At 70.4% G+C, this 22,964-nt stretch carries 20 protein-coding genes and 3 tRNA genes; 8 read left to right on the plus strand and 15 right to left on the minus strand.

Annotated features, from left to right (window positions below; translation table 11 throughout):
• Window positions 1–4: 4 nt before the first annotated feature.
• The 6 genes from QWJ90_RS09410 to QWJ90_RS09435 form a co-directional block, all read right to left on the minus strand.
• Entirely contained in the window at window positions 5–1,444 is a 1,440-nt protein-coding gene (locus tag QWJ90_RS09410; protein ID WP_290107507.1) for a M20/M25/M40 family metallo-hydrolase, read from the minus strand.
• Between the two features lie 189 nt (window positions 1,445–1,633).
• Window positions 1,634–1,707, minus strand: a tRNA-Met gene (locus QWJ90_RS09415).
• 23 nt (window positions 1,708–1,730) lie between these two features.
• A tRNA-Thr gene (locus tag QWJ90_RS09420) sits at window positions 1,731–1,802 on the minus strand.
• Window positions 1,803–1,884: 82 nt separating this feature from the next.
• Window positions 1,885–3,096: a M23 family metallopeptidase gene (locus tag QWJ90_RS09425; RefSeq protein ID WP_290107509.1), complete on the minus strand. Its 1,212-nt coding sequence runs from the start codon at window positions 3,094–3,096 to the stop codon at window positions 1,885–1,887.
• Window positions 3,097–3,302: 206 nt separating this feature from the next.
• Window positions 3,303–4,094 carry an inositol monophosphatase family protein gene (locus QWJ90_RS09430; RefSeq protein WP_290107510.1) on the minus strand — a complete coding sequence of 264 codons (792 nt, stop codon included), beginning with the start codon at window positions 4,092–4,094 and terminating at the stop codon, window positions 3,303–3,305.
• Window positions 4,095–4,221: 127 nt separating this feature from the next.
• Window positions 4,222–5,205: a hypothetical protein gene (locus tag QWJ90_RS09435; RefSeq protein ID WP_290107511.1), complete on the minus strand. Its 984-nt coding sequence runs from the start codon at window positions 5,203–5,205 to the stop codon at window positions 4,222–4,224.
• Window positions 5,206–5,406: 201 nt separating this feature from the next.
• Between QWJ90_RS09435 and QWJ90_RS09440 the strand changes: the two genes are divergently transcribed.
• Window positions 5,407–5,488: transfer RNA gene (locus QWJ90_RS09440), tRNA-Tyr, on the plus strand.
• 59 nt (window positions 5,489–5,547) lie between these two features.
• On the opposite strand, the gene QWJ90_RS09445 is transcribed toward QWJ90_RS09440, so the two are convergent.
• The gene (locus QWJ90_RS09445) at window positions 5,548–6,687 is read right to left on the minus strand and encodes a glutathione-independent formaldehyde dehydrogenase (protein ID WP_290107512.1); all 1,140 of its coding nucleotides are present in this window, start codon (window positions 6,685–6,687) and stop codon (window positions 5,548–5,550) included.
• A gap of 346 nt (window positions 6,688–7,033) precedes the next feature.
• Here QWJ90_RS09445 and treS point away from each other — a divergent pair, with 346 nt between their 5' ends.
• From treS to glgB, 3 genes are read left to right on the plus strand one after another with little or no spacing between them, the layout of a single operon-like run.
• Complete coding sequence (gene treS, locus QWJ90_RS09450) at window positions 7,034–8,803, plus strand: maltose alpha-D-glucosyltransferase (protein WP_156243034.1); 1,770 nt, start codon at window positions 7,034–7,036, stop codon at window positions 8,801–8,803.
• Window positions 8,800–10,233: a maltokinase N-terminal cap-like domain-containing protein gene (locus QWJ90_RS09455; protein ID WP_290107513.1), complete on the plus strand. Its 1,434-nt coding sequence runs from the start codon at window positions 8,800–8,802 to the stop codon at window positions 10,231–10,233. Before treS ends, QWJ90_RS09455 begins: the two co-directional genes overlap by 4 nt.
• Complete coding sequence (gene glgB, locus QWJ90_RS09460) at window positions 10,230–12,452, plus strand: 1,4-alpha-glucan branching protein GlgB (protein ID WP_290107514.1); 2,223 nt, start codon at window positions 10,230–10,232, stop codon at window positions 12,450–12,452. The genes QWJ90_RS09455 and glgB overlap by 4 nt, the downstream gene beginning before the upstream one ends.
• Window positions 12,453–12,529: 77 nt before the next feature.
• Here glgB and QWJ90_RS09465 read toward each other — a convergent pair whose 3' ends face one another.
• The 4 genes from QWJ90_RS09465 to QWJ90_RS09480 all read right to left on the minus strand — a co-directional run bounded on the left by QWJ90_RS09465 (window position 12,530) and on the right by QWJ90_RS09480 (window position 15,985).
• On the minus strand, window positions 12,530–13,645 hold the full coding sequence (locus QWJ90_RS09465) for a PQQ-dependent sugar dehydrogenase (RefSeq protein ID WP_290107516.1): 1,116 nt from the start codon (window positions 13,643–13,645) through the stop codon (window positions 12,530–12,532).
• 98 nt (window positions 13,646–13,743) lie between these two features.
• Window positions 13,744–15,192 carry an MFS transporter gene (locus QWJ90_RS09470; RefSeq protein ID WP_290107517.1) on the minus strand — a complete coding sequence of 483 codons (1,449 nt, stop codon included), beginning with the start codon at window positions 15,190–15,192 and terminating at the stop codon, window positions 13,744–13,746.
• Between the two features lie 206 nt (window positions 15,193–15,398).
• Window positions 15,399–15,650 (minus strand): hypothetical protein, encoded by a 252-nt coding sequence (locus tag QWJ90_RS09475; protein ID WP_290107518.1) that lies wholly within the window; start codon window positions 15,648–15,650, stop codon window positions 15,399–15,401.
• A complete protein-coding gene (locus QWJ90_RS09480; RefSeq protein WP_290107520.1) occupies window positions 15,647–15,985 on the minus strand; it encodes a DUF7882 family protein in 339 nt (112 codons plus the stop codon). The genes QWJ90_RS09475 and QWJ90_RS09480 overlap by 4 nt, the downstream gene beginning before the upstream one ends.
• Before the next feature lie 133 nt (window positions 15,986–16,118).
• On the opposite strand from QWJ90_RS09480, the gene QWJ90_RS09485 reads away from it, so the two are divergent.
• Together QWJ90_RS09485 and QWJ90_RS09490 are read left to right on the plus strand one after the other, a co-directional pair.
• A complete protein-coding gene (locus tag QWJ90_RS09485; protein ID WP_290107521.1) occupies window positions 16,119–16,688 on the plus strand; it encodes a MarR family transcriptional regulator in 570 nt (189 codons plus the stop codon).
• A gap of 99 nt (window positions 16,689–16,787) precedes the next feature.
• On the plus strand, window positions 16,788–17,810 hold the full coding sequence (locus tag QWJ90_RS09490; RefSeq protein ID WP_290107522.1) for a zinc-dependent alcohol dehydrogenase family protein: 1,023 nt from the start codon (window positions 16,788–16,790) through the stop codon (window positions 17,808–17,810).
• 34 nt (window positions 17,811–17,844) lie between these two features.
• Here QWJ90_RS09490 and QWJ90_RS09495 read toward each other — a convergent pair whose 3' ends face one another.
• Window positions 17,845–18,243 carry a DoxX family protein gene (locus QWJ90_RS09495; protein WP_290107524.1) on the minus strand — a complete coding sequence of 133 codons (399 nt, stop codon included), beginning with the start codon at window positions 18,241–18,243 and terminating at the stop codon, window positions 17,845–17,847.
• A complete protein-coding gene (locus tag QWJ90_RS09500) occupies window positions 18,240–18,731 on the minus strand; it encodes an FBP domain-containing protein (RefSeq protein WP_290107525.1) in 492 nt (163 codons plus the stop codon). Before QWJ90_RS09500 ends, QWJ90_RS09495 begins: the two co-directional genes overlap by 4 nt.
• Window positions 18,732–18,812: 81 nt before the next feature.
• Here QWJ90_RS09500 and QWJ90_RS09505 point away from each other — a divergent pair, with 81 nt between their 5' ends.
• Window positions 18,813–19,301: a YajQ family cyclic di-GMP-binding protein gene (locus tag QWJ90_RS09505; protein WP_290107527.1), complete on the plus strand. Its 489-nt coding sequence runs from the start codon at window positions 18,813–18,815 to the stop codon at window positions 19,299–19,301.
• A gap of 29 nt (window positions 19,302–19,330) precedes the next feature.
• On the opposite strand, the gene QWJ90_RS09510 is transcribed toward QWJ90_RS09505, so the two are convergent.
• Window positions 19,331–20,308, minus strand: coding sequence for an acetylxylan esterase (locus QWJ90_RS09510; protein WP_290107528.1), 978 nt, complete (start codon window positions 20,306–20,308; stop codon window positions 19,331–19,333).
• 264 nt (window positions 20,309–20,572) lie between these two features.
• A complete protein-coding gene (locus QWJ90_RS09515) occupies window positions 20,573–20,857 on the minus strand; it encodes a hypothetical protein (protein ID WP_290107529.1) in 285 nt (94 codons plus the stop codon).
• Window positions 20,858–21,094: 237 nt separating this feature from the next.
• Between QWJ90_RS09515 and QWJ90_RS09520 the strand changes: the two genes are divergently transcribed.
• Complete coding sequence (locus QWJ90_RS09520) at window positions 21,095–22,738, plus strand: DEAD/DEAH box helicase (protein WP_290107530.1); 1,644 nt, start codon at window positions 21,095–21,097, stop codon at window positions 22,736–22,738.
• Window positions 22,739–22,964: the final 226 nt, after the last annotated feature.

Raw genomic sequence — 22,964 nt, forward strand, 5'->3', positions numbered from 1 at the left:
ATCGTCACCGGAGGTCCTCGACGTCCATCGCGGCGAGTTCCTCCCAGAGGAAGGCGATCGTGGCGGCGCCGTTCATCATCATCTCGACGTCGACGCTCTCATCGCTCGCGTGCCAGTGGTCCTCGGGAAGGCCCGTCCCGACGAACACGATCGGCGCGTCCAGCGAGCTCGAGAGCAGGTCGGCCGGCCCGCCGCCTGCATTGCCCATGCGCCCGGCGGCGCTCTTGCCGTAGCCGCGCTCTGTCGCGACCTCGAGCGCACGCAGGGCGCCGGTGGCAGGAGTGACGTACGGCTCCTGCCCGTACTCCTCGTCGACCGTGAGCGCGTACTCGACGGTGTCGGGGATCCGGTCGGAGATGAAGCGCCGCAGCTGCTCGGCGACATCCGCCACGCGCTGATCCGGCACCGTGCGGATGTTGAGGGATGCCTCGGCCGTGGCGGGGATGACCGCACGGGACATCGCCGTGGGGTCTCCCGCGAGAAGCGAGAGCACCTCCAACGAGGGTCGCAGCCAGAGTCGCTCCTTGATCGAGTAGCCGTCCTCGCCCGTCATTGCGCGCGTCTCGGTGCGCTCCAGCCAGGTCTCATCGTCGAACGGGAGGTCCTCGATCTCCTTGCGGCGCTGCTCCGTCACGGCGGCGACGGCGTCGTAGAAGCCGGGGATCGCGATTCTGCCTCCCTCGTCGTGCATCGCGCTCAGCACATCGGCGAGCACGTGGATCGGATTGGCCGTCGCGCCCGACGCCGCGCCGCTGTGCACGTCGCGGCCGGGACCCCGCACCGTGAGCGAAGCCGTCAGCATCCCCCGCATCGAGGTGACGACGGCCGGGGCCTCGTCCTTCCACTGCAGGGTGTCGGAGAAGACGATGACATCGCACCGCAGCGCCTCGGTGTGCTCGGCGATGAGATCGGCGAGATGCTGCGATCCGACCTCCTCCTCCCCCTCGACGAGGTACTTCACGTTCAGGGCGGGGCCGTCGACCGCTGCGGCGAGGTGCGCGCGAAGGCCCCACAGGTGCGCCATGACCTGCCCCTTCGCGTCCGACGTGCCCCTGCCGTAGAGTCGGCCATCCCGCAGGACGGGCGTGAAGGGGTCGGTCTCGCTCCACCCCTCCGGCTTCACCGCGCGCACGTCGTGGTGGCTGTACACGAGCACGGTCGGCGCGTCAGGGTCGCCGACCCGCTGGCCGAACACGGCGACGGTGTCGCCGGTCTCGATCAGCTCGACCTCGAGGCCCGCGTCGCGCATCTCTCCCGCGAGCCAGCGCGCCGACCGTTCCACGTCGATGGCCCGTTCGGGGTCCCCGGCCACGGACGGGATCGCCGCCCACTCCGTGAGCCGCCGGATGAGCTCGGGAGCGTTCGTCTTGAGGAAGTCGGCCACGGCGACGTCGCCGGGCGCCGCCTGGCGCGTCGCCGCTTCCGGTGCTGCATCGATCGTCATGGTGCCCCCGCCATGGCGGACCGCCGTGGTCCCCCGCGCTCACCATCCGCGACACGTCGTCGGGAAGCCAGGGCTTGACCGCTCTGCACGGGGCGGGTAGACGAAGCGGGTCTGGTCTCGAGCGGACGCTCACCAGCCTCGCGCAACGAGAAAGTCCCCCCGGCGGAGCCGGGGGGACTTCAGGTCTTGTAGCAGGAGCGGGGCTTGAACCCGCGACCTCACGATTATGAGTCGTGCGCTCTCACCAACTGAGCTACCCTGCCGCGATGCATCCGTGGATGCCGCGAGCCCCGAGTCAGGATTGAACTGACGACCCCTTCCTTACCATGGAAGTGCTCTGCCACTGAGCTATCGGGGCGTGCTGCCTGCAACAGGCAACCAGAAGAGAATACCATCTCCGCGGCGGTTCCCCGAACCCGGGCAACCGCCGCGCGCGTCGGTCAGCCCGCGGTGATCTCGGAACCGAGGAGATCGCCGATGGCGGTCTGCGCGGCAGCCGCCTCGTCGTCTGAGTACCGCGTGTTGGCGTGCTCCTGCAGCCAGGGCAGCGGGTCGGTCGTCGCGCCGTTGATGATGATCTCGAAGTGCATGTGCGCACCGTACGAGCGGCCGGTGTTTCCGGTCAGGCCGACGATGTCGCCGACCTGCACGCGCTGGCCCTGCGTGACGCGCAGCGAGCCGTACTGCATGTGCGCGTAGTGGCTCGTGACGACCTGGCCGTCGATCACGTGGTCGACGTAGACGGTGACGCCGTACGCGCCGCCCGACTCGGTCGCGATGCGCACCACGCCGTCGGCGATCGCCTGAACGGGAGCACCGTCGCCGGGCGTGAAGTCCACGCCCTCGTGCAGACGACCCCAGCGCTGGCCGTAGCCCGAGCTCATGCTCGTGCCGACCGCGAAGGGCCACTGGATGTCAGCGGAGGCGTCGTTCGTGAAGAACGCACCCGAGGTGCTGATGCCGTCGGCCGAAGCGACGGTCGGAACGGTCTCAGCGGAGTAGCCCTGCGCACGCTCGACATCGGCGTTCTGCACGTCGGACGACGCCACGAAGGCCTGGATCTCCTCGTCGCCGAGCTCCTGACTCGCGCCGGCGGCGATGGACACGGCGGCCGAGGCGGACGAGCCGCCGTCCTGAGCGAGCGCGCCGAGCGGCGTCGTCATGCCGACAGCGAGCAGTCCGATGACGCCCATGGCGCCCAGCGAGGCGGTGGTCGTCGCGACGCGACGGAACCCGCGGCCGCGACGCGGCGCGACGTGCTCCTCGACGGCGGGAGCGGGGATCCCCGCGGCGACCGGCTGAGCGGCCGGGGTCACGGGCGTCTCGCCCGTGAACTGCAGTGCGCGGGCTGCGGCGAGGAACTCGTCCGACTCCGCAGAGCCGAGCGGGATGGCGCCGGTCGCGGGAGCGGAGCCGGCCACGTGCTCGGCGACCTTGAGCGGCTCGCCGAAGTCGGCGTCGCCGTCGTCGATGATCTCGGGGGCAGGAGTTGCGGAGGCGAGCTCACGCAGCCGGCGACGGGTCAGGGGCGGCTCGGGAAGAGCCGTGTCCGCGACGGCGGTGCGCATCGTCTGACCCTGCTGGTTCGGCGTGAGCGCGGCACCGGGGGTGCGACGCGAGCGGCGCTGGTGCGCGGCTTCGGCCGTGGGCATGTCAAGCGGCAAGGAGGAGTGCTTTCCGTAGGTCACTGCGAGGGACAGCGAGAAACGTCATCGGGGGGCGATCATCGCTTCGCGGTTCGGGCCGCGAAAGTAACGATCCGGTAAACAACCTACCGGATGATCGCTGAGAGCGCCATCCGCGCTCGGAATCTCACAGGACGAAGGTCCCGTCAACCCCCTGTGCACGAGACGTCGGGTCAGTCGGAGAATACGCCTGCGAGCTGCTCGAACAACGGCTCTCCGGCTGCGACGAGCAGCCGGCGTCCCCACGAATCGACGCCCAGCCATCCAGCCCGCCCGCCCGCCTCGCTCACCAGGAGTGCGCCTGCCGCCATGTCCCACGGCTTCAGTCCGCGCTCGTAGTACGCGTCGAGGCGACCGGCCGCCACGTAGGCGAGATCGAGCGAGGCCGCTCCCGCTCGGCGGATGTCGCGCGCGATGGGCATGACCTTGCGCAGCTCATCGAGCGCGCCGGCGTGCGTCTCCGGGTCGTAGCCGAAGCCGGTTGCGATGAGCGCTCCCGCGGGCGTCTCCATGGTGACCGACAGGCGCCGCTCCCCCAGGTGCGCGCCGTGCCCACGGGCGGCGGAGAACACCTCGTCCAGCACCGGCGCGACGACGACTCCGGCGAGCGGCTCCCATCCGGTGGGCTCCGGCGGTCCGCTCACCGCAGCGATGCTCACGCCGTAGGCGGGCTGCCCGAAGGCGTAGTTCACGGTGCCGTCGATCGGGTCGACCACCCACGTGATGCCCGAGGTCCCTTCCTCGGCGCCCGACTCCTCGCCGAGGAACCCGTCTTCCGGACGAGCTTCCGCGAGGCGCGAGCGGATGAGCGTCTCCACCTCGCGATCGGCCTCGGTGACGATGTCGGCGAGGGTCGACTTGCTCGCTGCGATGGCGACGCCCTCCTGCCGACGTCGCCGCGCGAGATCGCCGGCTTCCCTGGCGATGTCGACGGCGAGGTCGCGGAGCTCGAGTTCGAGAGTCATCCCTCCACGCTAGCCCCGCCCCCGCGCGCGGACTCCCGGGCGCTCCGGCCCCTGGCGCCGGAGATCCCGCGAATCCCGGACCGCTCGGGCCAGAGCGTCCGGGATTCGCGGGATCTCCGTGCGAGCGTCAGGACGCAGGCGGGAGCGGCGGGCGCGGCGGAATCTGCGGCGGATCGGCGGGCTGCTCCGGGGACGACGGCTGGGACTGAGCCGCGGGCCACGCACCCTGCGGGTAGGTGGGCTGACCGGTGTAGTACGCGTTCCAGTCCGGGCTGCCGTCGGGCATCACCGGCAGCGGCGTCACGCCGTCGTAGTACGTCGGCCACTGCTGCGGCTGCGCGTACTGCTGCGGGTAGGACTGCTGGCCGTACTGCTGCTGGCCGTACTGCTGCGGCGCGAGGGATGGCCGGGGCCGCTTGGGTGCGAACAGCGCGTTCAAGAGCGGCAGGAGCGTCGTGCCGACAGCGGCGAGGATGGCGAAGGAGACGACGATGCGCCAGTACAGCTCCTCGTAGTCGAACGAGTCGGGGAACGTGAGGAAGAAGACGAGCATCGCCACAAGCGCGAGGAGGAACACGGTGGTGGCGATCGCGACGGCGCGCGTGAAGGTGGTGACGTACCGGGCGTGCGCACGCCAGAAGAGGCGCAGGTGCAGCAGCGCGAGCTGCAGTACGGCCACGACGAGCAGGAACTCGAAGAACCGCTCGATGCCCTCGCCGTCGTATCCGTAGGAGTAGTAGTCCGACTCGCTCCAGCCATCCGGCACCACGTCGAGCCAGATCTTCACCGCGCCGACCAGGAGGACGACCACCCACGACGCCATGCTGGCGAGCACGAACCAATCGGGTCGCTTGGGCGCGAGGCTCGCGTCGAGCAGGACGACCCCCGCGAACCCGGCGAGGAGGAGCACGGTGAGGAACGCCTTGCCGATGATGCCGTTCTGATCGCCGACGAGCACCCAGATGACGCAGATCACCGCGGCGGCGATGAGCGCGCCGATGGCGATCCAGATGGCACCCCGGATGAGGCGCGACGCTGGTCGCTGACCCGGGGCGGCCGCAGCGGCGGCGTCGCCGTGCGGCTGCTCGTGCGAAGCGTGCGGTGCGGACATCAGCTCCCCTTTCGCCGGAGCGGGCGCTCCGATGCGGCCATCCTTCCATGAGCCGTCTCGTCCCGTCCGGGGCATGTGCGGCGGGTGACGCAACGCGCCCGGTTGCCGGAAGTTCGACGCGATTTCACCTTGCCCGCCGCACGGGGTAACATCGTGTCTCGCGCATCCGGTCGTCTGGTGAAAGTCGGGCGGGCGCGCACTGGCAAGTTGCCCGAGCGGCCAAAGGGAGCTGACTGTAAATCAGCCGCGTCATGCTTCGGGGGTTCGAATCCCTCACTTGCCACAGCAGAGGGCCCCGGTCGGAAGACCGGGGCCCTCGCCGTCTCCGGCGGCGCGACCGCGTCAGCGGCTCGGGTGGAGGACCACCTTCGTCCAGCCGTCGACGCGCTTGTCGAACTGGTCGAAGCCACGCACGGCGTCATCGAGGGGCAGCTCGTGCGAGACGATGTCGCCCGGTGTCGCGCGTCCCTGGGTGATCAAGTCGCGCAGCTCCCGGTTGTACGCCTTCACCGGGCACTGACCGGTGCCGATGCTGAGCCCCTTGGTGAACGCCGTGCCGAAGTCGAAGGCGATGCGGCCGTCCTTCGCCTCCTCCGTCGCGGCGTCGGGGTCGACGGGGTTGTAGACACCGACGACCCCGATCGCGCCCGTGGCGCGGACGACGCTGACGAGGTTGTCCATCACGAGGGCGGGGTGCTCGTTGCCGGCCGGATCGTGGGCCTGGTAGCCGACGGCCTCGACGCCGGAGTCGACGCCGAACCCGCCCGTCGCGTCCATGATCGCCGCCACGACGTCGACCTCGCCGGCGTCGATCGACGTGGCGCCGTACTTCTCGGCGAGCGCGAGCCGGTCCTTCTGGTGGTCGACGACGAACACCTGAGCGGCCCCGCGCAGATACGCGCTGTGCGCGGCCATGAGCCCCACGGGCCCCGCGCCGAAGACCGCGACCGTCTTGCCCGGAGCGACCTTCGCCATCTCGGTGCCGTGATAGCCGGTGGGGAAGATGTCGGAGAGCATTGTGTAGTCGAGCTCGTGCTCGGTGCCCTCGGGGAGCTTCAGCAGGTTGAAGTCCGCCCACGGCACCCGCAGCAGCTCGGCCTGACCGCCCCAGTAGGGGCCCATGGCCGGGTAGCCGAAGCCGGCTCCGGGCTGGCCGGAGGGGTTCGCCCGCAGGCAGGCGGAGGTGAAGCCCTGGTTGCAGTTGCGGCAGGTGCCGCAGGCGAGGTTGAACGGCACAGACACCCGGTCGCCGACCTTGATGCGGTCGACGCCCGCGCCGACCTCTTCGACGATGCCCATGTTCTCGTGCCCGAACACCATGCCGGACTCGAACTCGACGCGCCCCTCGTAGGGGTGCAGATCGGATCCGCAGATGTTCGCCGAGGTGATGCGGATGACGGCGTCGAGCGGCCCCTCGATCTTCGGATCGGCGACGTTCTCGACGGCGACCTCGTACGGCCCCTTGTACACGACAGCCTTCATGATGTCCTCCTCCATGTCGTTCCCGACGCTCGGCCGACTCAGCGGATCCCGCGCAGCGGCACGCTCTCATTCTTCGCGGCGGATGGCCGTGCGGGGCCGAATCGGCGGATCCCGCGGAGGGGGTTGCGCGGGCGGCTGCGAGAGCGCATCCTCCGCCCTCGCGAGGAAGGAGATCGGCGACGGTTACACCCTCCTCGAGCGCGGACGCAAGGGGTGATCGGATGCTGGCCCTCGTCGGAGGCATGTGCCAAGTTGGGCACATGGCCGGACGCACCCCTGTCGACGTCGTGCGCTCGTCGGCGTCGGATGACCGCCGCGGCCTCGACCGGAGCGTGAGGAGAACCGCATGACCGCCGCCCCAGAGCCCGCGCCCTACACCGCGTCGATTCCGATCCTGACGCAGGAGCCGTTCCCCGACACCCCGGGCAGACCCGAGCCCGAGTGGTTCAAGACGGCGGTGTTCTACGAGGTGCTCGTGCGCTCGTTCAAGGACGGCGACGGCGACGGCATCGGCGACTTCCGCGGCCTCATCGACAAGCTCGACTACCTGCAGTGGCTCGGCGTCGACTGCCTGTGGATCCCGCCGTTCTTCCCGTCGCCGCTGCGCGACGGCGGCTACGACGTGGCGGACTACACCGGCGTGCAGCCGGACCTCGGCACGACCGCCGACTTCCAGGAGTTCCTCGACGCCGCGCACGCGCGCGACATCCGCGTGATCATCGACTTCGTCATGAATCACACCAGCGACGAGCACCCGTGGTTCCAGGCCAGCCGCAACGACCCGGATGGCCCCTACGGCGACTTCTACGTGTGGAGCGACACCGATCAGCTGTATGAGGACGCGCGCATCATCTTCGTCGACACCGAGCCCAGCAACTGGACCTGGGACCCGGTGCGCAAGCAGTACTTCTGGCACCGCTTCTTCTCCCACCAGCCCGACCTCAACTTCGACAACCCGAAGGTGCACGAGGCGATGCTCGAGGCCATGCGGTTCTGGCTCGACATGGGCCTCGACGGCTTCCGCCTGGACGCCGTGCCATACCTCTACGAGCGCCCTGGCACGAACGGCGAGAACCTTCCGGAGACGCACGACTTCCTGCGGATGGTGCGCCGCTTCGTCGATGAGAACTACCCGGGCCGCGTGCTGCTCGCCGAGGCCAACCAGTGGCCCGCCGACGTCGTGGACTACTTCGGCGACGCCGAGGTCGGCGGCGACGAGTGCCACATGTGCTTCCACTTCCCCGTGATGCCGCGCATCTTCATGGCCGTGCGGCGCGAATCGCGGTACCCGATCAGCGAGATCCTCGCCGACACCCCGGCGATCCCCTCGGGCTGCCAATGGGGCATCTTCCTGCGCAACCACGACGAGCTCACCCTCGAGATGGTCACGGACGAGGACCGCGACTACATGTGGAACGAGTACGCGCAGGACCCGCGCATGAAGGCCAACATCGGCATCCGGCGGCGCCTCGCGCCCCTGCTCGACAACGACATCGACCGGATCGAGCTGTTCACCGCCCTGCTGCTGTCGCTGCCGGGATCGCCGGTGCTCTACTACGGCGACGAGATCGGCATGGGCGACAACATCTGGCTCGGCGACCGCGACGGCGTGCGCACGCCCATGCAGTGGACGTCGGACCGGAATGCGGGCTTCTCGACGGCCAACCCGGGCAAGCTCAGCCGCCCCATCGTGCAGGACCCCGTGTACGGGTACCTGTCGGTCAACGTCGAGGCGCAGCAGGAGGACCGCTCGTCGCTCCTGCACTGGACCCGGCAGATGATCCAGGCTCGCAAGCGGCACCCCGCGTTCGGCCTCGGCAGCTTCAATGATCTCGGCGGCTCGAACCCGTCGGTGCTCTCGTACTCGCGCGAGCACACGAACGAGGACGGCACGGTCGACGTGATCGTGTGCGTCAACAACCTGTCGCAGTTCCCCCAGCCGGTCGAGCTCGACCTGCGCCGCTTCGAGGGGATGGTCCCGGTCGAGCTGGTCGGCGGCGTCCCGTTCCCGCGCATCGGGGAGCTGCCCTACCTGTTGACATTGGGCGGACACGGGTTCTACTGGTTCCAGCTGCACGCACCGGCGGACGACACGGAGGAGGTGGGGCTGCTGTGACTGCGATCGATCATGCCCTTCTGGAGGGGTATCTGGTACGCACGCGCTGGTTCGGCGGCAAGGGCCGGCCGTTCCAGGTGACGGAAGTCCGCACCATCGCCGAACTGCTCGGCAGCACGCAGCGTCCGGACACGGCGCTGTACCTGGTGACCGTCGCGTACGCCGACGAGGAGGGCGGCACCGAGCAGTACCAGGTGCCGCTGTCCTCGTACGACGAGATCGAGGAGCGGATCGGGCACGCGTACGTGGGCCCGATCGAGACGGATGGCCACGTGCGTCATCTCTACGACGCGGTCCACGACCGCGACGCGATGGCGCTCTGGCTCGACGGCTTCGTCGCCGCCGAGGGCGACGGCGTCTCCGGCAGCGGGAGCATCCGCTTCCGACGTGTGTCGGCCGGGCCCGCTCTCGACCCCGCGCTGCGGTCGTCGCCCCTGACCGGCGAGCAGTCGAACTCGTCACTGCGCTTCGACGACACCGCCATCATGAAGCTCTTCCGCAAGGTGAGCCCCGGCGTGAACCCGGACATCGAGATCCACGCGGAGCTCACCCGCGCCGGGTCCGAGCACATCGCCGAGCTGTACGGGTGGGTGGAGGCCGACGTCGACGGCCAGGTCATGCACCTGGCCATGCTGCAGGAGTTCCTCCGCACCGCGGCCGACGGCTTCGAGCTCGCGACGGGCAGCGTCCGCACGCTGCTCGCCGATCCCGAGCAGAGCATCGACGAGTCCGGCGGCGACTTCTCCGGCGAGGCGGCTCGCCTCGGCGAGGCACTGGCCGAGGTGCACGCGGTCCTGCGCGAGCGCTTCCCGGCCGAGCACCGCGGCCCGGGGAGCACGGTGGAGCTCGCCAGCGCGATGGCGGAGCGGCTCGACCGCGCCCGGCGCACCGTGCCGGAGCTCGAGCCGTACGCGGCCCGCCTGCAGAGCGCCTACGACGCCGTGGCCGCGCTCGACGGCCTCGACATCCAGCGCGTGCACGGCGACCTGCATCTCGGCCAGACGCTCCGCACCTCTCACGGATGGCGGATCGTCGACTTCGAGGGCGAGCCCGGCCGTCCCTTCGCGGAGCGCGCGCTCCCCGACTCGCCCTGGCGCGACGTCGCGGGGATGCTGCGCTCGTTCGACTACGCACCCGGCGTCGTGGAGATGTCGCTGGCCAGCCACGGCAGCGAGGACGACGAGCAGGCCCTGCGTGCGGAACGCGCGCAGGAGTGGTCGCAGCGTGCTCGCAGCCGCTTCCTCGCCTCCTACGTCGCCGCACTCGGGCAGTCCGAGGCGGCCGACGGCGAACTGTCCGAGGACCAGCGCACGCTGCTTCAGGCGTATGTGGCGGACAAGGCCGTGTACGAGGCCGTCTACGAGAAGCGCAACCGGCCATCCTGGATCGGGATCCCGCTGGCCGCGCTGGAACGGATCGGAGGAGCATGACGACCCTGCAGGCCCTGCCCGTCGACCGCGACACCCTGGCGGCGGTCGCAGCCGGAGCGCACCACGACCCCCACTCCGTGCTCGGACCCCACCCGCATGAGGGCGGCGTCACCTTCCGCGTGGTCAGGCCGCTGGCCGCGTCGGTCGCCGTCCGGTACGCGACCCCCGACGGCTGGGCGGACCTCCCGCTGCAGCATGAGCACGAGGGCGTCTGGACCGGGGTGCTGCCCCTGCCGCCCGGTGCGAAGCAGGACGTCCCGACGTACCGTGTGGAGACGACCTACGAGGATGGCGGCGGCCACGTCCGCGACGACCCCTACCGTTTCCTGCCCACCCTGGGCGAGGTCGACCTGCACCTCATCGGCGAGGGCCGTCATGAGGCGCTGTGGCAGGCGCTCGGTGCGCACGTGCGCCGGTTCGACGGGCTGGGCGTCGCGCCCGACGTCACCGGAACCGCGTTCGCCGTCTGGGCGCCCCGGGCCCGCGCGGTGCGCGTGAAGGCCGACTTCAACGACTGGGATGGCCGCGGGCACCCGATGCGGAGCCTCGGCTCCTCGGGCATCTGGGAGCTGTTCGTGCCCGATGTCGGCAGCGGCACGCACTACAAGTACGAGATCCTCGGCGTCGATGGCGTCTGGCGCGAGAAGGCCGACCCGATGGCGCGATACGCGGAGAAGCCGCCGCTGACGGCCTCCGTGGTGTTCGATTCGTCGTACCGCTGGGGCGACGAGGAGTGGATCCGGCAGCGCACGGAGAACGCCGCCCGCGGCCAGGTCGACCGCCCGATGGCGATCTACGAGATGCACCTCGCCTCGTGGCGGCGAGACCGCACCTACGAGCAGCTGGCGGACGAGCTCGTCGCCTACGTCAGCGACCTCGGCTTCACGCACGTCGAACTCATGCCGGTGATGCAGCATCCGTTCGGCGGCTCGTGGGGGTACCACGTCACCTCCTACTACGCTCCCGACAGCCGCTTCGGCGACCCCGATGGCCTGCGCCTGCTCGTCGACCGACTGCACCAGGCCGGCGTCGGGGTCATCCTCGACTGGGTGCCCGGCCACTTCGCGACGGACGAGTGGGCGCTGGCGCGCTTCGACGGCGCTCCCCTCTACGAGGACCCGAACCCGCAGCGCGGCTGGCACAAGGAGTGGGGATCGCACATCTTCGACTTCGGCCACCGCGAGGTGCGCAACTTCCTGTACGCCAACGCGCTGTACTGGCTCGAGGAGTTCCACGCCGACGGGCTCCGCGTCGACGGCGTCGCCTCCATGCTCTATCTCGACTACGGGCGTCAGCACGGGGAGTGGACGCCGAACATCCACGGCGGGCACGAGAACCTCGAGGCCGTGCAGTTCCTGCAGGAGATGAACGCCACCGTCTACCGTCGCGTCCCCGGCGTCGTGACGATCGCCGAGGAGTCCACCTCGTGGCCCGGTGTGACGCGGCCGACGTCGACCGGCGGGTTGGGCTTCGGCTTCAAATGGAACATGGGGTGGATGCACGACACGCTCGACTACGTCGGCCGTGACCCCGTGTACCGCATGCATCACCACCACGACATGACGTTCGCACTCACCTACGCGTGGAGCGAGAACTATGTGCTGCCGCTGTCGCACGACGAGGTCGTGCACGGGAAGGGCTCTCTGCTGCGCAAGGCCCCCGGCGACCGCTGGCGTCAGCTGGCCACGCTGCGCGCGTACCTCGCCTTCATGTGGGCGCACCCGGGCAAGCAGCTGATCTTCATGGGCGACGAGCTCGCCCAGGAGTCGGAGTGGGCGGAGTCGCGCGAGCTCGACTGGTGGCTGCTCGACCTGCCCGATCACCGCGGGGTGCAGCAGGCCGTGCGCGACCTGAACGCCCGGTACCGGGAGACGCCCGCGCTGTGGGCACTGGACGCGGAGCCCGCGGGCTTCGAGTGGCTCGTCGCCGACGACGCGGGTGCGAACATCTACGCCTTCGTCCGCCGCGACGCCGAGGGCTCGATGCTCGTCTGCGTCAGCAACTTCTCCGCCGCGCCGCACTCGCACTACCGGCTCCGCTTCCCCGCGTCCGGCGTGTGGGACGAGGTGCTCAACACCGACGCCGCGGACTACGGCGGCTCCGGCGTCGGCAACCTCGGCCGCGTCGAGGTCGCGCCCGACGGGCACGCGCTCATCGCGATCCCGCCGCTCGGCACCGTCTGGTTCCGTTTCCGCGAGTCGGTGGAGGAACCCGGCTGACGCGCGGCTCCTGGTACGCCGGCTCGAGTGACGCGAGGGGCTCCATCCGCAGCGCGGATGGAGCCCCTCGCGTCTCGTCAGCGCAGCCCCAGCGCGATGATCCGATCGTCTCCAGGGCGCGGCGCACCGCGGCCATCGGTGTTGTTCGTCAGGATCCAGACCTCGCCACTCGGCGCCAGGGCCACATCGCGCACGCGCCCCACCTCGCCCACGAGGTGATCGACCGCGGCCGCCGGGTCATCGAGCGGCACCGCCCTCAGACGCGCCCCGCGCAGGTTCGCCAGGTAGAGGGTGTCCCCGACGATCGCGATGCCGCTCGGGCTGGCCTCGGCGGGCCTCCACTGCAGGATCGGGTCAGCCATCCCGTCGCGTCCGGCGACGCCCTCCGTCTCCGGCCATCCGTAGTTCGCGCCCGGCTCGATGACGTTGAGCTCGTCCCACGTGTCCTGCCCGAACTCGCTCGCGTAGAGCGTGCCGTCAGCCGCCCACGCGAGGCCCTGCGGATTCCGGTGCCCGTAGCTGTAGACGAGCGAAGCGGCGAACGGGTTGTCCGCCGGCACCTCGCCGTCGGCCGTCAGCCGCAGGATCTTTCCTCCCAGCGATTCCCGATCCTGCGCCGCGTCCGGCTGTCCCGCGTCGCCGACCGTCGCGTAGAGCATCCCGTCCGGCCCGAAGGCGATGCGTCCGCCGTTGTGATTCCCGGCAGCGGGCAGTCCGCCGAGGATCGTCTCGCGCGCGCCGAGCTCGAGCGCGCCGGGCTCGCCCACGAGCTCGTACCGCTCGATCCGGTTCTCGGCACCCGCCGTGAGGTAGACGTAGAGGTGCTCCTCGCGCACGGCGAGACCGAGCAGCCCGCCTTCGCCGTGCGCCTGCACGCCCGGGATCGTCCCGACCTCCCGTGTCGCGCCATCCATCACCTCGAGCACGCGGCCGGTGTCGCGCTCGCTGACGAGCGCCCGGTCGCCGGCGAATGCGATGGACCAGGGCGCGACCAGATCCTCCGCGACGACGCGCCGCTGGTCGGGCACGAGAGCGGATGGCGGTGGCGACGCGGGCGCGGAAGGCATCGGAGATGACGACGCGGGCGCGGATGGCGCTGCCGACGGCGAGGAGGTCGGCTCCGCGGCCGGCGCACACGCGGTGAGGAGCGCTGCCGCCAGTGCCAGGGCGGCGATGCCGCCGTGCCTCGTCATGCCCCGACCATAGGCGTCTCCCCGCGCACGCGGAAGGCCCCGGTCCCGAGGACCGAGGCCTTCCCGAACGAGGTGCGCGTCGCTCGTGCCCGACCGGGCTACTGGCGACTCGAGCGCCCCCTCGATTCCGGCACCGCGCCATCCGGCGTGATCCCGCCCTTCGCCTGCTCGACGAGGGAGAGGGGGTCGGCGATGTCCTCGAGCGACTTCCCCGCGGCGCTCACGCCGAACACGCCGGAGATGACGCCTCCCGCGACCATGACGCAGGACCCGAGCACGTAGCCCCAGAAGAGCGGCCCGCGATCCGTGCCGTCGCCGATGAGCGAGCCGTAGAGCGTCGGCGCGATGGCGCCGACGAACTGGCCGATCGAGAAGACGTACGAGATGACCTGGCTGCGCAGCTCCAGCGGGAAGATCTCGCTCACGGTGAGATACGCGGCCGATGCCCCCGCCGATGCGAAGAAGAACGACAGGCACCAGAACAGGGTGTGGGTCGTCGCGTTGAGAACGCCCGCGTTGAAGAGGAACGCGCTCGTGAGCAGGATGAGCCCCGCCAGCACGTAGGTGCCGAAGAGCATCCGGCGGCGTCCCCACGTGTCGAAGAAGTGGCCGAGCACGAGGGCGCCGAGCAAGTTGCCGGCGGCAAACACGATGAAGTACTGCGACGCCGACGCCGGCGGCACGTCGTAGAAGTTCTCCAGCACGAGCGCGTAGGTGAAGAAGATCGCGTTGTAGAGGAACGACTGCGTCACCATCATCGTGATGCCGACCAGGGTGCGCCGCGGGTACTGGCGGAACAGCACCTTCGCGATGACGAGGAACGGCACCCGGCCGTACTCCTTGACCACGATCGCACGCGACTCGTCGACGGGGCCGACCTCGTGCCCCTCATCGCGGATGCGCTGCTCGATCGCGTCGACGTTGCGCTCGGCCTCCTCCTCGCGGCCGTGGGTCATCTGCCACCGCGGGCTCTCGGGGATGTGCCGGCGCAGGTAGATGAGGAGCAGACCGAGAACCGGTCCGACGAAGAAGCTCAGCCGCCATCCGAGGTCCTGGTCGAACACCTCGGTGTTGAGGAAGAACATGCTGGCGACCGCACCGAGCGCAGCGCCGCCCCAGTAGGTGCCGTTGATCGCGATGTCGACGCGCCCGCGGTACTTCGAGGGGATGATCTCGTCGATGGCGGAGTTGATGGCGGCGTACTCGCCGCCGATGCCGGCGCCGGCGACGAAGCGCCAGATGTAGAAGAACCAGGGCGCGAAGGCGAAGCCCGCCACCGCGCTGCCGACGAGGTACACCGCCAGCGACACGAGGAAGAGGTTCTTGCGGCCCAGGCTGTCGGCGAGGCGACCGAAGACGAGCGCGCCGAACACCTGCCCCAGCAGGTAGAACGTGCCGGCGAGGCCGACCTCGACGGGCCCCATCCCGAGGGTGTGCGCGTACCCGTTGGCCGCGACGATCTGCACCTCGAGGCCGTCGAGGATCCACGAGAACCCGAGCCCCACGACGATCAGCCAGTGGAACCGCGACCACGGGAGCCGATCCATCCGCGCCGGTACGAGCGACCGGACCTCTTTGACCTGCGACATATGAGCCGCACCCCTTTCTGCGACCCGGCGTCGGGCCGCCCATCTGTCCTACCGGCGGGTTTCATGGCCGGACCAGCGATTGACGCCGTGACGGCGACGGGCTACAGAGCACCGTGGAATGCGAGAGGGGCGCCCTGCGGGCGCCCCTCTCGCGTCGTCTTCGCTCAGACGCCGGCGAGCTGCCTGGTCGGAACGTCGCTCGCGTGCGCCTCGACCTCGGCCATCGCCTGGGCGATGTCGAGGAAGGCGCCGATGATCTGCCCGCGCCCGTCGAACGCGAGGAAGCGGCCCTCGCTGTCGGTGTCGACGACCCCCACGAACTCGCCGCGGCGGCTCGCCACGTGGAAGCCGGCGTCGACGACGGCCCAGGTCGTGGGTCGGCTGCGTAGGCGCTCGCTCAGGCTCTGGCGCCTCATGCTGCTGCCCTCAGCACCGGACGAGCCGGACGGGTGAGACGGCGCACCGCGTCGTCGGTCAGGTCCATGCCGTGGTGGGAGTTCGCCGCGTCGGCGAGATGCCGCAGCAGCTGCGCGTCGGTCCGCTCGCTCACCTCGTCGCTGTCGAGGACGAACCGCAGCAGCAGCGACGCGTGGACCCAGAGGGTCTCGCGTCCGCCCGTTGCGGTCTTCCACGTCAGTGGGAAGGACTCCCCTCGACGCAGCTTGGTGATGATCACCTTCTGCACGTGGGCGAGGAGCATGTCGTCGACCTCGACGACCTGCTCGCTCGTCCCGTAGAACAACTTGCCCATGCCCATCCTCCCGCTCCTCGAAATCCTCGTCGGCCCGTCCTCAGCGACCGGGGCCGAGACGACATTACTGCCGTGACTAGCTAATCGGGCGATTAGTGTTTCGGGGCTTGAGATGTTCAATACGATGGGGTACATGGTCACCGCGGATACTGCTGCCTCGTCGTACTGGTACGGCTCCGGCGACGACGAGCACACCGCCGCCGCCCTGCTGGCCGCGTTGCGCGACTATCGCGCCGCCGAGGCCGACCTGCAGCGGCGCACCCAGGCGCAGATGCGTCTGAGCGACAACGAGCTGCTGGCCGTGGGCATCGTCGCGCGATCGGCGCAGGCCGGCGATCTCCTGCAGCCGGGAGAGCTCGCGCGGCAGCTCGGGCTGTCGACCGCCTCCGTCACGGGCCTCATCGACCGCCTCGAGAAGGCGGGGTACGTGGAACGGCGACCCCACCCATCCGATCGGCGCAAGCTCGCCCTCGCACCGACGTCGCACGCGGATGCGCGTGCGACGCTCTCCGGTGTGCACGAGGGGATCATCCGCGCGGTGGAGGAGCTCGCGCCCGACGAGATCGCGGGTGCGATGAAGTTCCTGGAGCACATGACGCGCTCGGTGCAGGACATCCTCGTCGCGACTCAGGCGATTCCGACCGTGCTGGACGAGTCCGCTCGCGCGGAGCCCGTTCGCGGAGAGTCCGCGCGCTCCTCCTGACCCCCTATCGCGCTTCGCGCCCCGACGACAGGGGGTTCCGTGTCGCCGCACCGCGGGGTCTGATGGATCTCGGCGACCATCCCACTCGAAGGAGCGATCATGCGCGCAGTCATCATGCACGGCCCCGGCGACGTCCGTGTGGAGGACGTCGACAAGCCGACCCTCGTCGAGGCGACCGATGCGATCATCCGCGTCACCTCGACCTGCGTCTGCGGTTCGGACCTGTGGCCGTATCGAGGGGCGCAGCAGTCCCGCGGGCCGGCGCGGATGGGCCATGAGTACGTCGGCGTGGTCGAGCAGGTCGGCGACGCGGTGCGCGACGTGGCGATCGGCGATCTCGTCGTCGGGTCGTTCGTCGCCTCCGACAACACGTGCGAGATCTGCCAGGCCGGGTTCCAGTCGCGCTGCAAGCACCAGGTGATGATGGGGTCGGTGGGCACGCAGGCCGAGTTCGCCCGCATACCGCTCGCGGACGGAACGCTCGTGAAGGTTCCCGGCGATCCGACGCCCGCGCAGATGCGCAGCCTTCTGGCGGCGTCGGATGTGCTCGGCACCGGCTGGTTCGCCGCGGTGGCCGCGGAGGCGGGGCCGGGGAAGACGGTCGCGGTGGTCGGCGACGGCGCGGTCGGCCTGCTCGCGATCCTCGCCGCGCAGCGCCTCGGCGCGGACCGGATCATCGCCATGTCGCGTCACGCCGACCGGCAGGCCCTGGCACGGCGCTTCGGCGCGACCGACATCGTCGAGGAGCGCGGCTCCGAGGGCGTCGCCCGCGTAAAGGAGCTCACCGACGGCTACGGCGCGCACTCGACGGTGGAGGCCGTGGGCACGCAGGAGTCGATGATGCAGGCCATCCGCTCGACCCGGCCCGGCGGACACGTCGGCTTCGTCGGCGTCTCGCACGGGGTGGAACTCGACGGGCGCGATCTCTTCAACGCGACCGTGAGCCTGCTCGGCGGGCCCGCGCCGGTGCGCCGCTTCCTGCCCGAGCTCATCGATCTGATCATGGCCGACGAGATCGATCCGGGCGCCGTCTTCGACCTCGAGCTGCCGCTCGAGGAGGCCGCGGAGGGCTACCGTGCCATGGACGAGCGCCGCGCGACGAAGGTGCTGCTCTCGATCTGAGTAGCGGCGCTCTCGTGCTGGACCGCGACGAGACTCAGGCGCCGCGTCGGCGAGGGGAGCGGGTCGACCACAGGGCGAGGGCGACGAGCACGGGCTGGAAGAACAGCCGGCCGAAGCGCTTGCCATCGGTGTCGAGACCGAAGGCAGGGCTCCGATGCAGCCACTGCGCGACGTTTCCCGGGAAGACCGCCGTGAAGAACAGTGCGGCGATCTTGCCGACGAGGCTGCGACGGCGGTGCGCGAAGAGGAGCGCGGCGCCCAGGCCGACCTCGACCACGCCCGAGGCGACGACGGTCGTGTCGGGATCGAGCGGCACGAAGTCGGGCACCTGCGCACGGAACTCGTCGCGCGCGACGGTGAGGTGCGTGATGCCGGCGAAGGCGAGAGCGGCCCCCAGCGCGACGCGGCCGATGGTCCGGGCAGTCGAGGTCATACCGCTTCCTCGAGGACGCGCTCGACGAACGCGCGCGAGCGCTTGGCGGTGCCGTCGATCTTGCGATCGACGCTGGCGCGGTACTCGTTCGGCGCGAGCGGCAGGGCGAGCCGCACGTTCTCGTGGCACGAGAGGTCGGCGCAGATGTACGTGCCGACGCTGTCGCCCTTCTCCCCCGCGGCTCCGGCCTTGCGCGCGGTGAACATCGTCACCTGGTTGCCGGGCTGCATCGTGCGGCAGATGTTGCAGATGCCGTGGCGCGCGCTCGACGTCGTCGAAGCCGCGCGCAGGACGACGCCCGTGGGCTCGCCGTCGATCTCCGCGACGATGTATCCGCGGCTGCGCGTGTTCGGGTCACGCCAGGCCAGGAAGTCCAGGTGGTCCCACTCGGTCAGCACGAAGTCGTGGGGCAGTTCGACCAGCTTGAGCTCCCGGTCATCCGCGTTCACGAACGATCCGAGCACGTCCTCCTGTGTGAGCGGGCGCATAGCCATCCTCCTCGCCTGAGATCTCGCGGGCTATTCTACGAAGCCCTCGTCCCGCGGGGCCGGGTGGGTAGGCTTTTCCGCATGGCCGACAGCTCATTCGACATCGTCTCCAAGATCGACCGTCAGGAAGCGGACAACGCCCTGAACCAGGCGCGCAAGGAGGTCGAGCAGCGCTACGACTTCAAGGGAACCGGCGCCTCCATCGAGTGGAGCGGCGAGGCGATCCTCATCAAGGCGAACAGCGAGGATCGCGCCAACGCCGTGCTCGACGTCTTCCAGTCGAAGCTCATCAAGCGCGGCATCTCGCTGAAGAGCCTCGAGTCCGGCGAGCCGCAGGCTTCGGGCAAGGAGTACCGCCTCACCTCCACCCTCAAGGAGGGGATCTCGCAGGAGAACGCCAAGAAGATCGGCAAGATCATCCGCGACGAGGGCCCGAAGGGCGTGAAGTCTCAGATCCAGGGCGAGGAGCTGCGGGTGTCGTCGAAGAGCCGCGACGATCTGCAGGAGGTCATCCGGCTGCTGAAGGCCGCGGACCTCGAAGTCGACCTGCAGTTCATCAACTTCCGCTGAGGCGGGGCGCCGGGGTGACTCCGGCGCCCTCAGCTCTGCGAAGTCAGACTCGCCTCGATGTGGCGGCGGGTCGCCGCGTGGCAGCGGGCGAGAGTCTCCTGGAGCCCGGGGTACTCCGCGTGCCCCGCGGGAAGCACCTCGAGGTCGAGGTCCTGCACCGCATCGGCGACAGCGAACTGCCCGGGTGGCGGGACCACGCCATCCCACAGCGCGCACTCCGCTCGCACCGGGATGCGCGCGAACAGCGCTGCCGTCGAGGCATCGAAGAAGCGCAGCACCTCGCGCGCCTCGGGGTGCTGCGCGACGTGCTCGCGGACCAGCTCGCCACTCCCCTCGCACGGCAGCTGCAGGCGCAGGTCATACTGGCCGAAGCTCGGCACGATGAGGGTGGCGCCGACGAAGCGATCGTCCCACGGCACGGCGAGCGCGCCGATGCCACCGCCGAAGCTCTCGCCGACGTAGTACAGCGGCACTTCGCCGACGAGCTCCCGCAGCGCGTTCGCCGCATGCCACAGGTCGGCCGCGCACCAGCCGAGGACGTAGTCGTCCACGGACTCGATGCCGAAGAGCACGTGGCCCTCCTCCGGGAGCGGGGCGCCGACGCGCGCGTTCAGAGCACCGAGGCCGCGCGCGACCGGGAAGAGCACGGCCGCGTCGTCGGGCACGCGGTCGAAGTCGAGGGCATCGCGACCGCCGTAGCCGTGCCCGAAGACGACCCCCACCCGAGGTGGCCTCCCGTCGACAGGTCGCGCGAGCCATCCGCGCAGCCGCAGCCCGCCGGCGGCCGTGTACTCGACCTCGAAGACCTCACGCCCGGCGCGCTGGCCGAGCGGCGTGAGCACGGCGTCCGCGGGAGCGCCCCCGGCATCGACGTACCGGCAGCGCCAGAAGTCCTCGAACCCGGGCGGCGGGGCGACAGGCTCCACCGCGCGCAGGGCGTCCAGGTCGTACCCGTACGTCCCGTCGCGCACGGCGTCGGGAAACCACTGGGTGTACGGATGAGCCATGCGAACCTCCTGCAGGGACCGTTGCCCCACTCCGCGGCAACCACGTCGACGACGGGCGCATTCCGCGGCATCGGTCTTCGACCCGCGTAGCACCTCTTTCGCGCGAAGGAAAGCCCCGGCGCCGAATCCGCCTCGTCTCGTAGGCTCCTTCATGAGGAGTTGGTCCGGGGGGACCTCGCCTATTGCAGCTCACGGATTCGGGTGCCGAAGCTGCTGAGCGGGACGCTGATCAGGGACAGCGTCCCGCTCCTTCTCTTTCCGGGCTCAGCGCGTCGGCGGCGCGGATGGCCCGCCCGCAGGTCCCGCACCCGGTGCGGAAGGACCACTCGGGTAGCCCGGATGCTGCGGGTACTGCCCGCCGGGTCGCTGCGGGATGCCGCGTGCGGCTCGCGCCTCGTCGGCGAGCAGGATGCCGTTCTTCACTGCCGTGCGCATGATCAGGTATCCGATCCAGAGCACGAGCGCGAGAATCGCGAGGTAGAGGATGATCCCGAAGATCAGCACTCCCACCCCGAATCCGGCCATCCATCCATAGTCGTCCTGGTACATCGGACCCCCTTCGTCAGTGGACTGCTGTCTTCTGCACAGTACCGAGCATCCGAGGCCGCCTCACAGGGGCGGGTGTTAGAGTCGGGGTCTGCGCGACTTCTGTCGCGCGTCGTCGTGTCTTGATCGCGCCAGCGGGAACATCCCGCCCAGCGCCTCGCGAACATCCTGCCGCGGCGAACGGATCCGGCACCCGCCGAGTTCGCCATCTGCCGAAGCGCCCGCGATCATCCGCGTTCCATGTGCGCGACGGCACCCTCTCGAAAGCAGTCATCTGTGACCACTGCGACCACGCAGCCCGAGACCACCTTCGCCGACCTCGGCGTTCCCGCTCACCTCATCGACGTGCTCGTCGCCGAGGACCGCCCCACCCCCTTCCCCATCCAGCGCGAGACGCTGCCCTCGACCCTCGCCGGCCGCGATGTGCTCGGCCGCGGCAAGACGGGTTCCGGCAAGACGCTGGCCTTCGCCATCCCGCTCGTCGCGCGTCTCACCGAGGCGAAGCCCAAGCGGATGTCCGGACGCCCGTCCGCGCTCATCCTCGCGCCGACCCGCGAGCTCGCCACGCAGATCGCCCGCGTGGTGACGCCGCTCGCGACCGCGTCGAACCTCACCGTCACGACCATCTTCGGCGGCGTCTCGCAGAAGCCGCAGGAGACCGCGTTCCGGAACGGCGTCGACATCGTCGTGGCGTGCCCCGGCCGCCTCGAGGACCTCATGAGCCAGGGCGTCGTCGACCTCTCGCGCGTGGCGGTGACCATCCTCGACGAGGCCGACCACATGGCCGACCTCGGCTTCCTCCCCGGCGTCACGCGCATCCTCGCGAAGACCCCGGCGGATGGCCAGCGCATGTTCTTCTCGGCGACCCTCGACAACGGCGTGGACAAGCTCGTCACGCGGTTCCTCAAGAACCCGGTGCGCCACTCGATCGACTCCGCTGAGTCGCCGGTGCCCGCGATGACCCACCACGTGTTCGAGGTGGCCGACGAGGACAAGAACGAGCTCGTGCGCACCCTCGCCTCGGGCGTCGCGCGCCGCATCCTCTTCACCCGCACCAAGCACCAGGCGAAGAAGCTCGCCAAGCAGCTGACCTCGCGCGGCATCCCCGCTGTCGATCTGCACGGCAACCTGTCGCAGAACGCGCGCGACCGCAACCTCGCCGACTTCTCGACGGGCCGCGTGCGCGTGCTCGTCGCGACGGATGTCGCCGCCCGCGGTGTGCACGTCGACGGCGTCGAGCTCGTCGTCCACGTCGACCCGCCCGCCGAGCACAAGGCGTACGTGCACCGCTCGGGCCGTACCGCCCGCGCGGGCTCGGCCGGCGACGTGGTCACGGTCATGCTCCCCTCGCAGCGGCAGGACACCAAGCAGCTGCTCCGCAAGGCCGGCATCGCGGCCCAGCCGCAGCGTGTGACGCCCGAGAGCGCGGCGGTCGTCGCCCTCGTCGGCGAGATCGCTCCTCACGTCACGCCGGTCGCCGGCGGTCCGGGTTCGGGCAACGCCCCGGTGCAGGCCGCGGCCGGCACCTCGCAGGGCGCGAACGCCCGTCGCAAGCGCGCCGCGCGTGAAGGCGGCGAGGGCCAGCGCTCCGGCGGTCGCCCTGCATCGTCCGGGCGCTCCGGCGCCGGTCGCACCGCGGATGGCCGTGGCGGCGACGCGGGCAAGCAGGGTGGACAGGGCGGACGCGGCGGCCAGGGCGGACGCGGTGGCCAGGGCGGCCGCGGTCGCCAGCAGTCCGCCGCCCCGCGCACCTACTCGACCTCGACGGGCGACACCGCGCCGCGCACGCACGTAGCCGGCACCGAGGGCACGTCGTCGTCGCGTCCGCCGCGTCGTCGCGAGCCGCGCCGCATCTCGGCACCCGCGCAGTCGACCCAGCGCTGATCCCGCGCACGACGCCCCGGCCATCCCTCGCGGATGGTCGGGGCGTCGTCGCATGCGTGGCCCGCGGCTTGCTCTGAGGCTGCGGCGACGCTCGGACCCGGCGCCGGCGCTCCGACACAGCGTGCAACGCACGCGACACGCGAGCGGACGCGCCAGCTGGGAGTGCGGATGCAGGGCCGGAGCGAGGGCGCTGGCTCGGAGCGAGGGCGCTGGCTCGGAGCGCAGA

This window comes from Microbacterium oryzae (assembly GCF_030406385.1).
Classification (GTDB): domain Bacteria; phylum Actinomycetota; class Actinomycetes; order Actinomycetales; family Microbacteriaceae; genus Microbacterium; species Microbacterium oryzae_A.

Coding starts and splice junctions, on each gene's coding strand:
- glgB (WP_290107514.1), top strand. CDS start 10,230: ATGACGACCCTGCAGGCCCTGCCCGTCGACCGCGACACCCTGGCGGCG.
- QWJ90_RS09490 (WP_290107522.1), top strand. CDS start 16,788: ATGCGCGCAGTCATCATGCACGGCCCCGGCGACGTCCGTGTGGAGGAC.
- QWJ90_RS09495 (WP_290107524.1), bottom strand. CDS start 18,243: ATGACCTCGACTGCCCGGACCATCGGCCGCGTCGCGCTGGGGGCCGCT.
- treS (WP_156243034.1), top strand. CDS start 7,034: ATGACCGCCGCCCCAGAGCCCGCGCCCTACACCGCGTCGATTCCGATC.
- QWJ90_RS09410 (WP_290107507.1), bottom strand. CDS start 1,444: ATGACGATCGATGCAGCACCGGAAGCGGCGACGCGCCAGGCGGCGCCC.
- QWJ90_RS09515 (WP_290107529.1), bottom strand. CDS start 20,857: ATGTACCAGGACGACTATGGATGGATGGCCGGATTCGGGGTGGGAGTG.
- QWJ90_RS09480 (WP_290107520.1), bottom strand. CDS start 15,985: ATGGGCAAGTTGTTCTACGGGACGAGCGAGCAGGTCGTCGAGGTCGAC.
- QWJ90_RS09435 (WP_290107511.1), bottom strand. CDS start 5,205: ATGTCCGCACCGCACGCTTCGCACGAGCAGCCGCACGGCGACGCCGCC.
- QWJ90_RS09425 (WP_290107509.1), bottom strand. CDS start 3,096: ATGCCCACGGCCGAAGCCGCGCACCAGCGCCGCTCGCGTCGCACCCCC.
- QWJ90_RS09520 (WP_290107530.1), top strand. CDS start 21,095: ATGTGCGCGACGGCACCCTCTCGAAAGCAGTCATCTGTGACCACTGCG.
- QWJ90_RS09500 (WP_290107525.1), bottom strand. CDS start 18,731: ATGCGCCCGCTCACACAGGAGGACGTGCTCGGATCGTTCGTGAACGCG.
- QWJ90_RS09470 (WP_290107517.1), bottom strand. CDS start 15,192: ATGGATCGGCTCCCGTGGTCGCGGTTCCACTGGCTGATCGTCGTGGGG.
- QWJ90_RS09465 (WP_290107516.1), bottom strand. CDS start 13,645: ATGACGAGGCACGGCGGCATCGCCGCCCTGGCACTGGCGGCAGCGCTC.
- QWJ90_RS09430 (WP_290107510.1), bottom strand. CDS start 4,094: ATGACTCTCGAACTCGAGCTCCGCGACCTCGCCGTCGACATCGCCAGG.
- QWJ90_RS09505 (WP_290107527.1), top strand. CDS start 18,813: ATGGCCGACAGCTCATTCGACATCGTCTCCAAGATCGACCGTCAGGAA.
- QWJ90_RS09475 (WP_290107518.1), bottom strand. CDS start 15,650: ATGAGGCGCCAGAGCCTGAGCGAGCGCCTACGCAGCCGACCCACGACC.
- QWJ90_RS09510 (WP_290107528.1), bottom strand. CDS start 20,308: ATGGCTCATCCGTACACCCAGTGGTTTCCCGACGCCGTGCGCGACGGG.
- QWJ90_RS09445 (WP_290107512.1), bottom strand. CDS start 6,687: ATGAAGGCTGTCGTGTACAAGGGGCCGTACGAGGTCGCCGTCGAGAAC.
- QWJ90_RS09485 (WP_290107521.1), top strand. CDS start 16,119: ATGGTCACCGCGGATACTGCTGCCTCGTCGTACTGGTACGGCTCCGGC.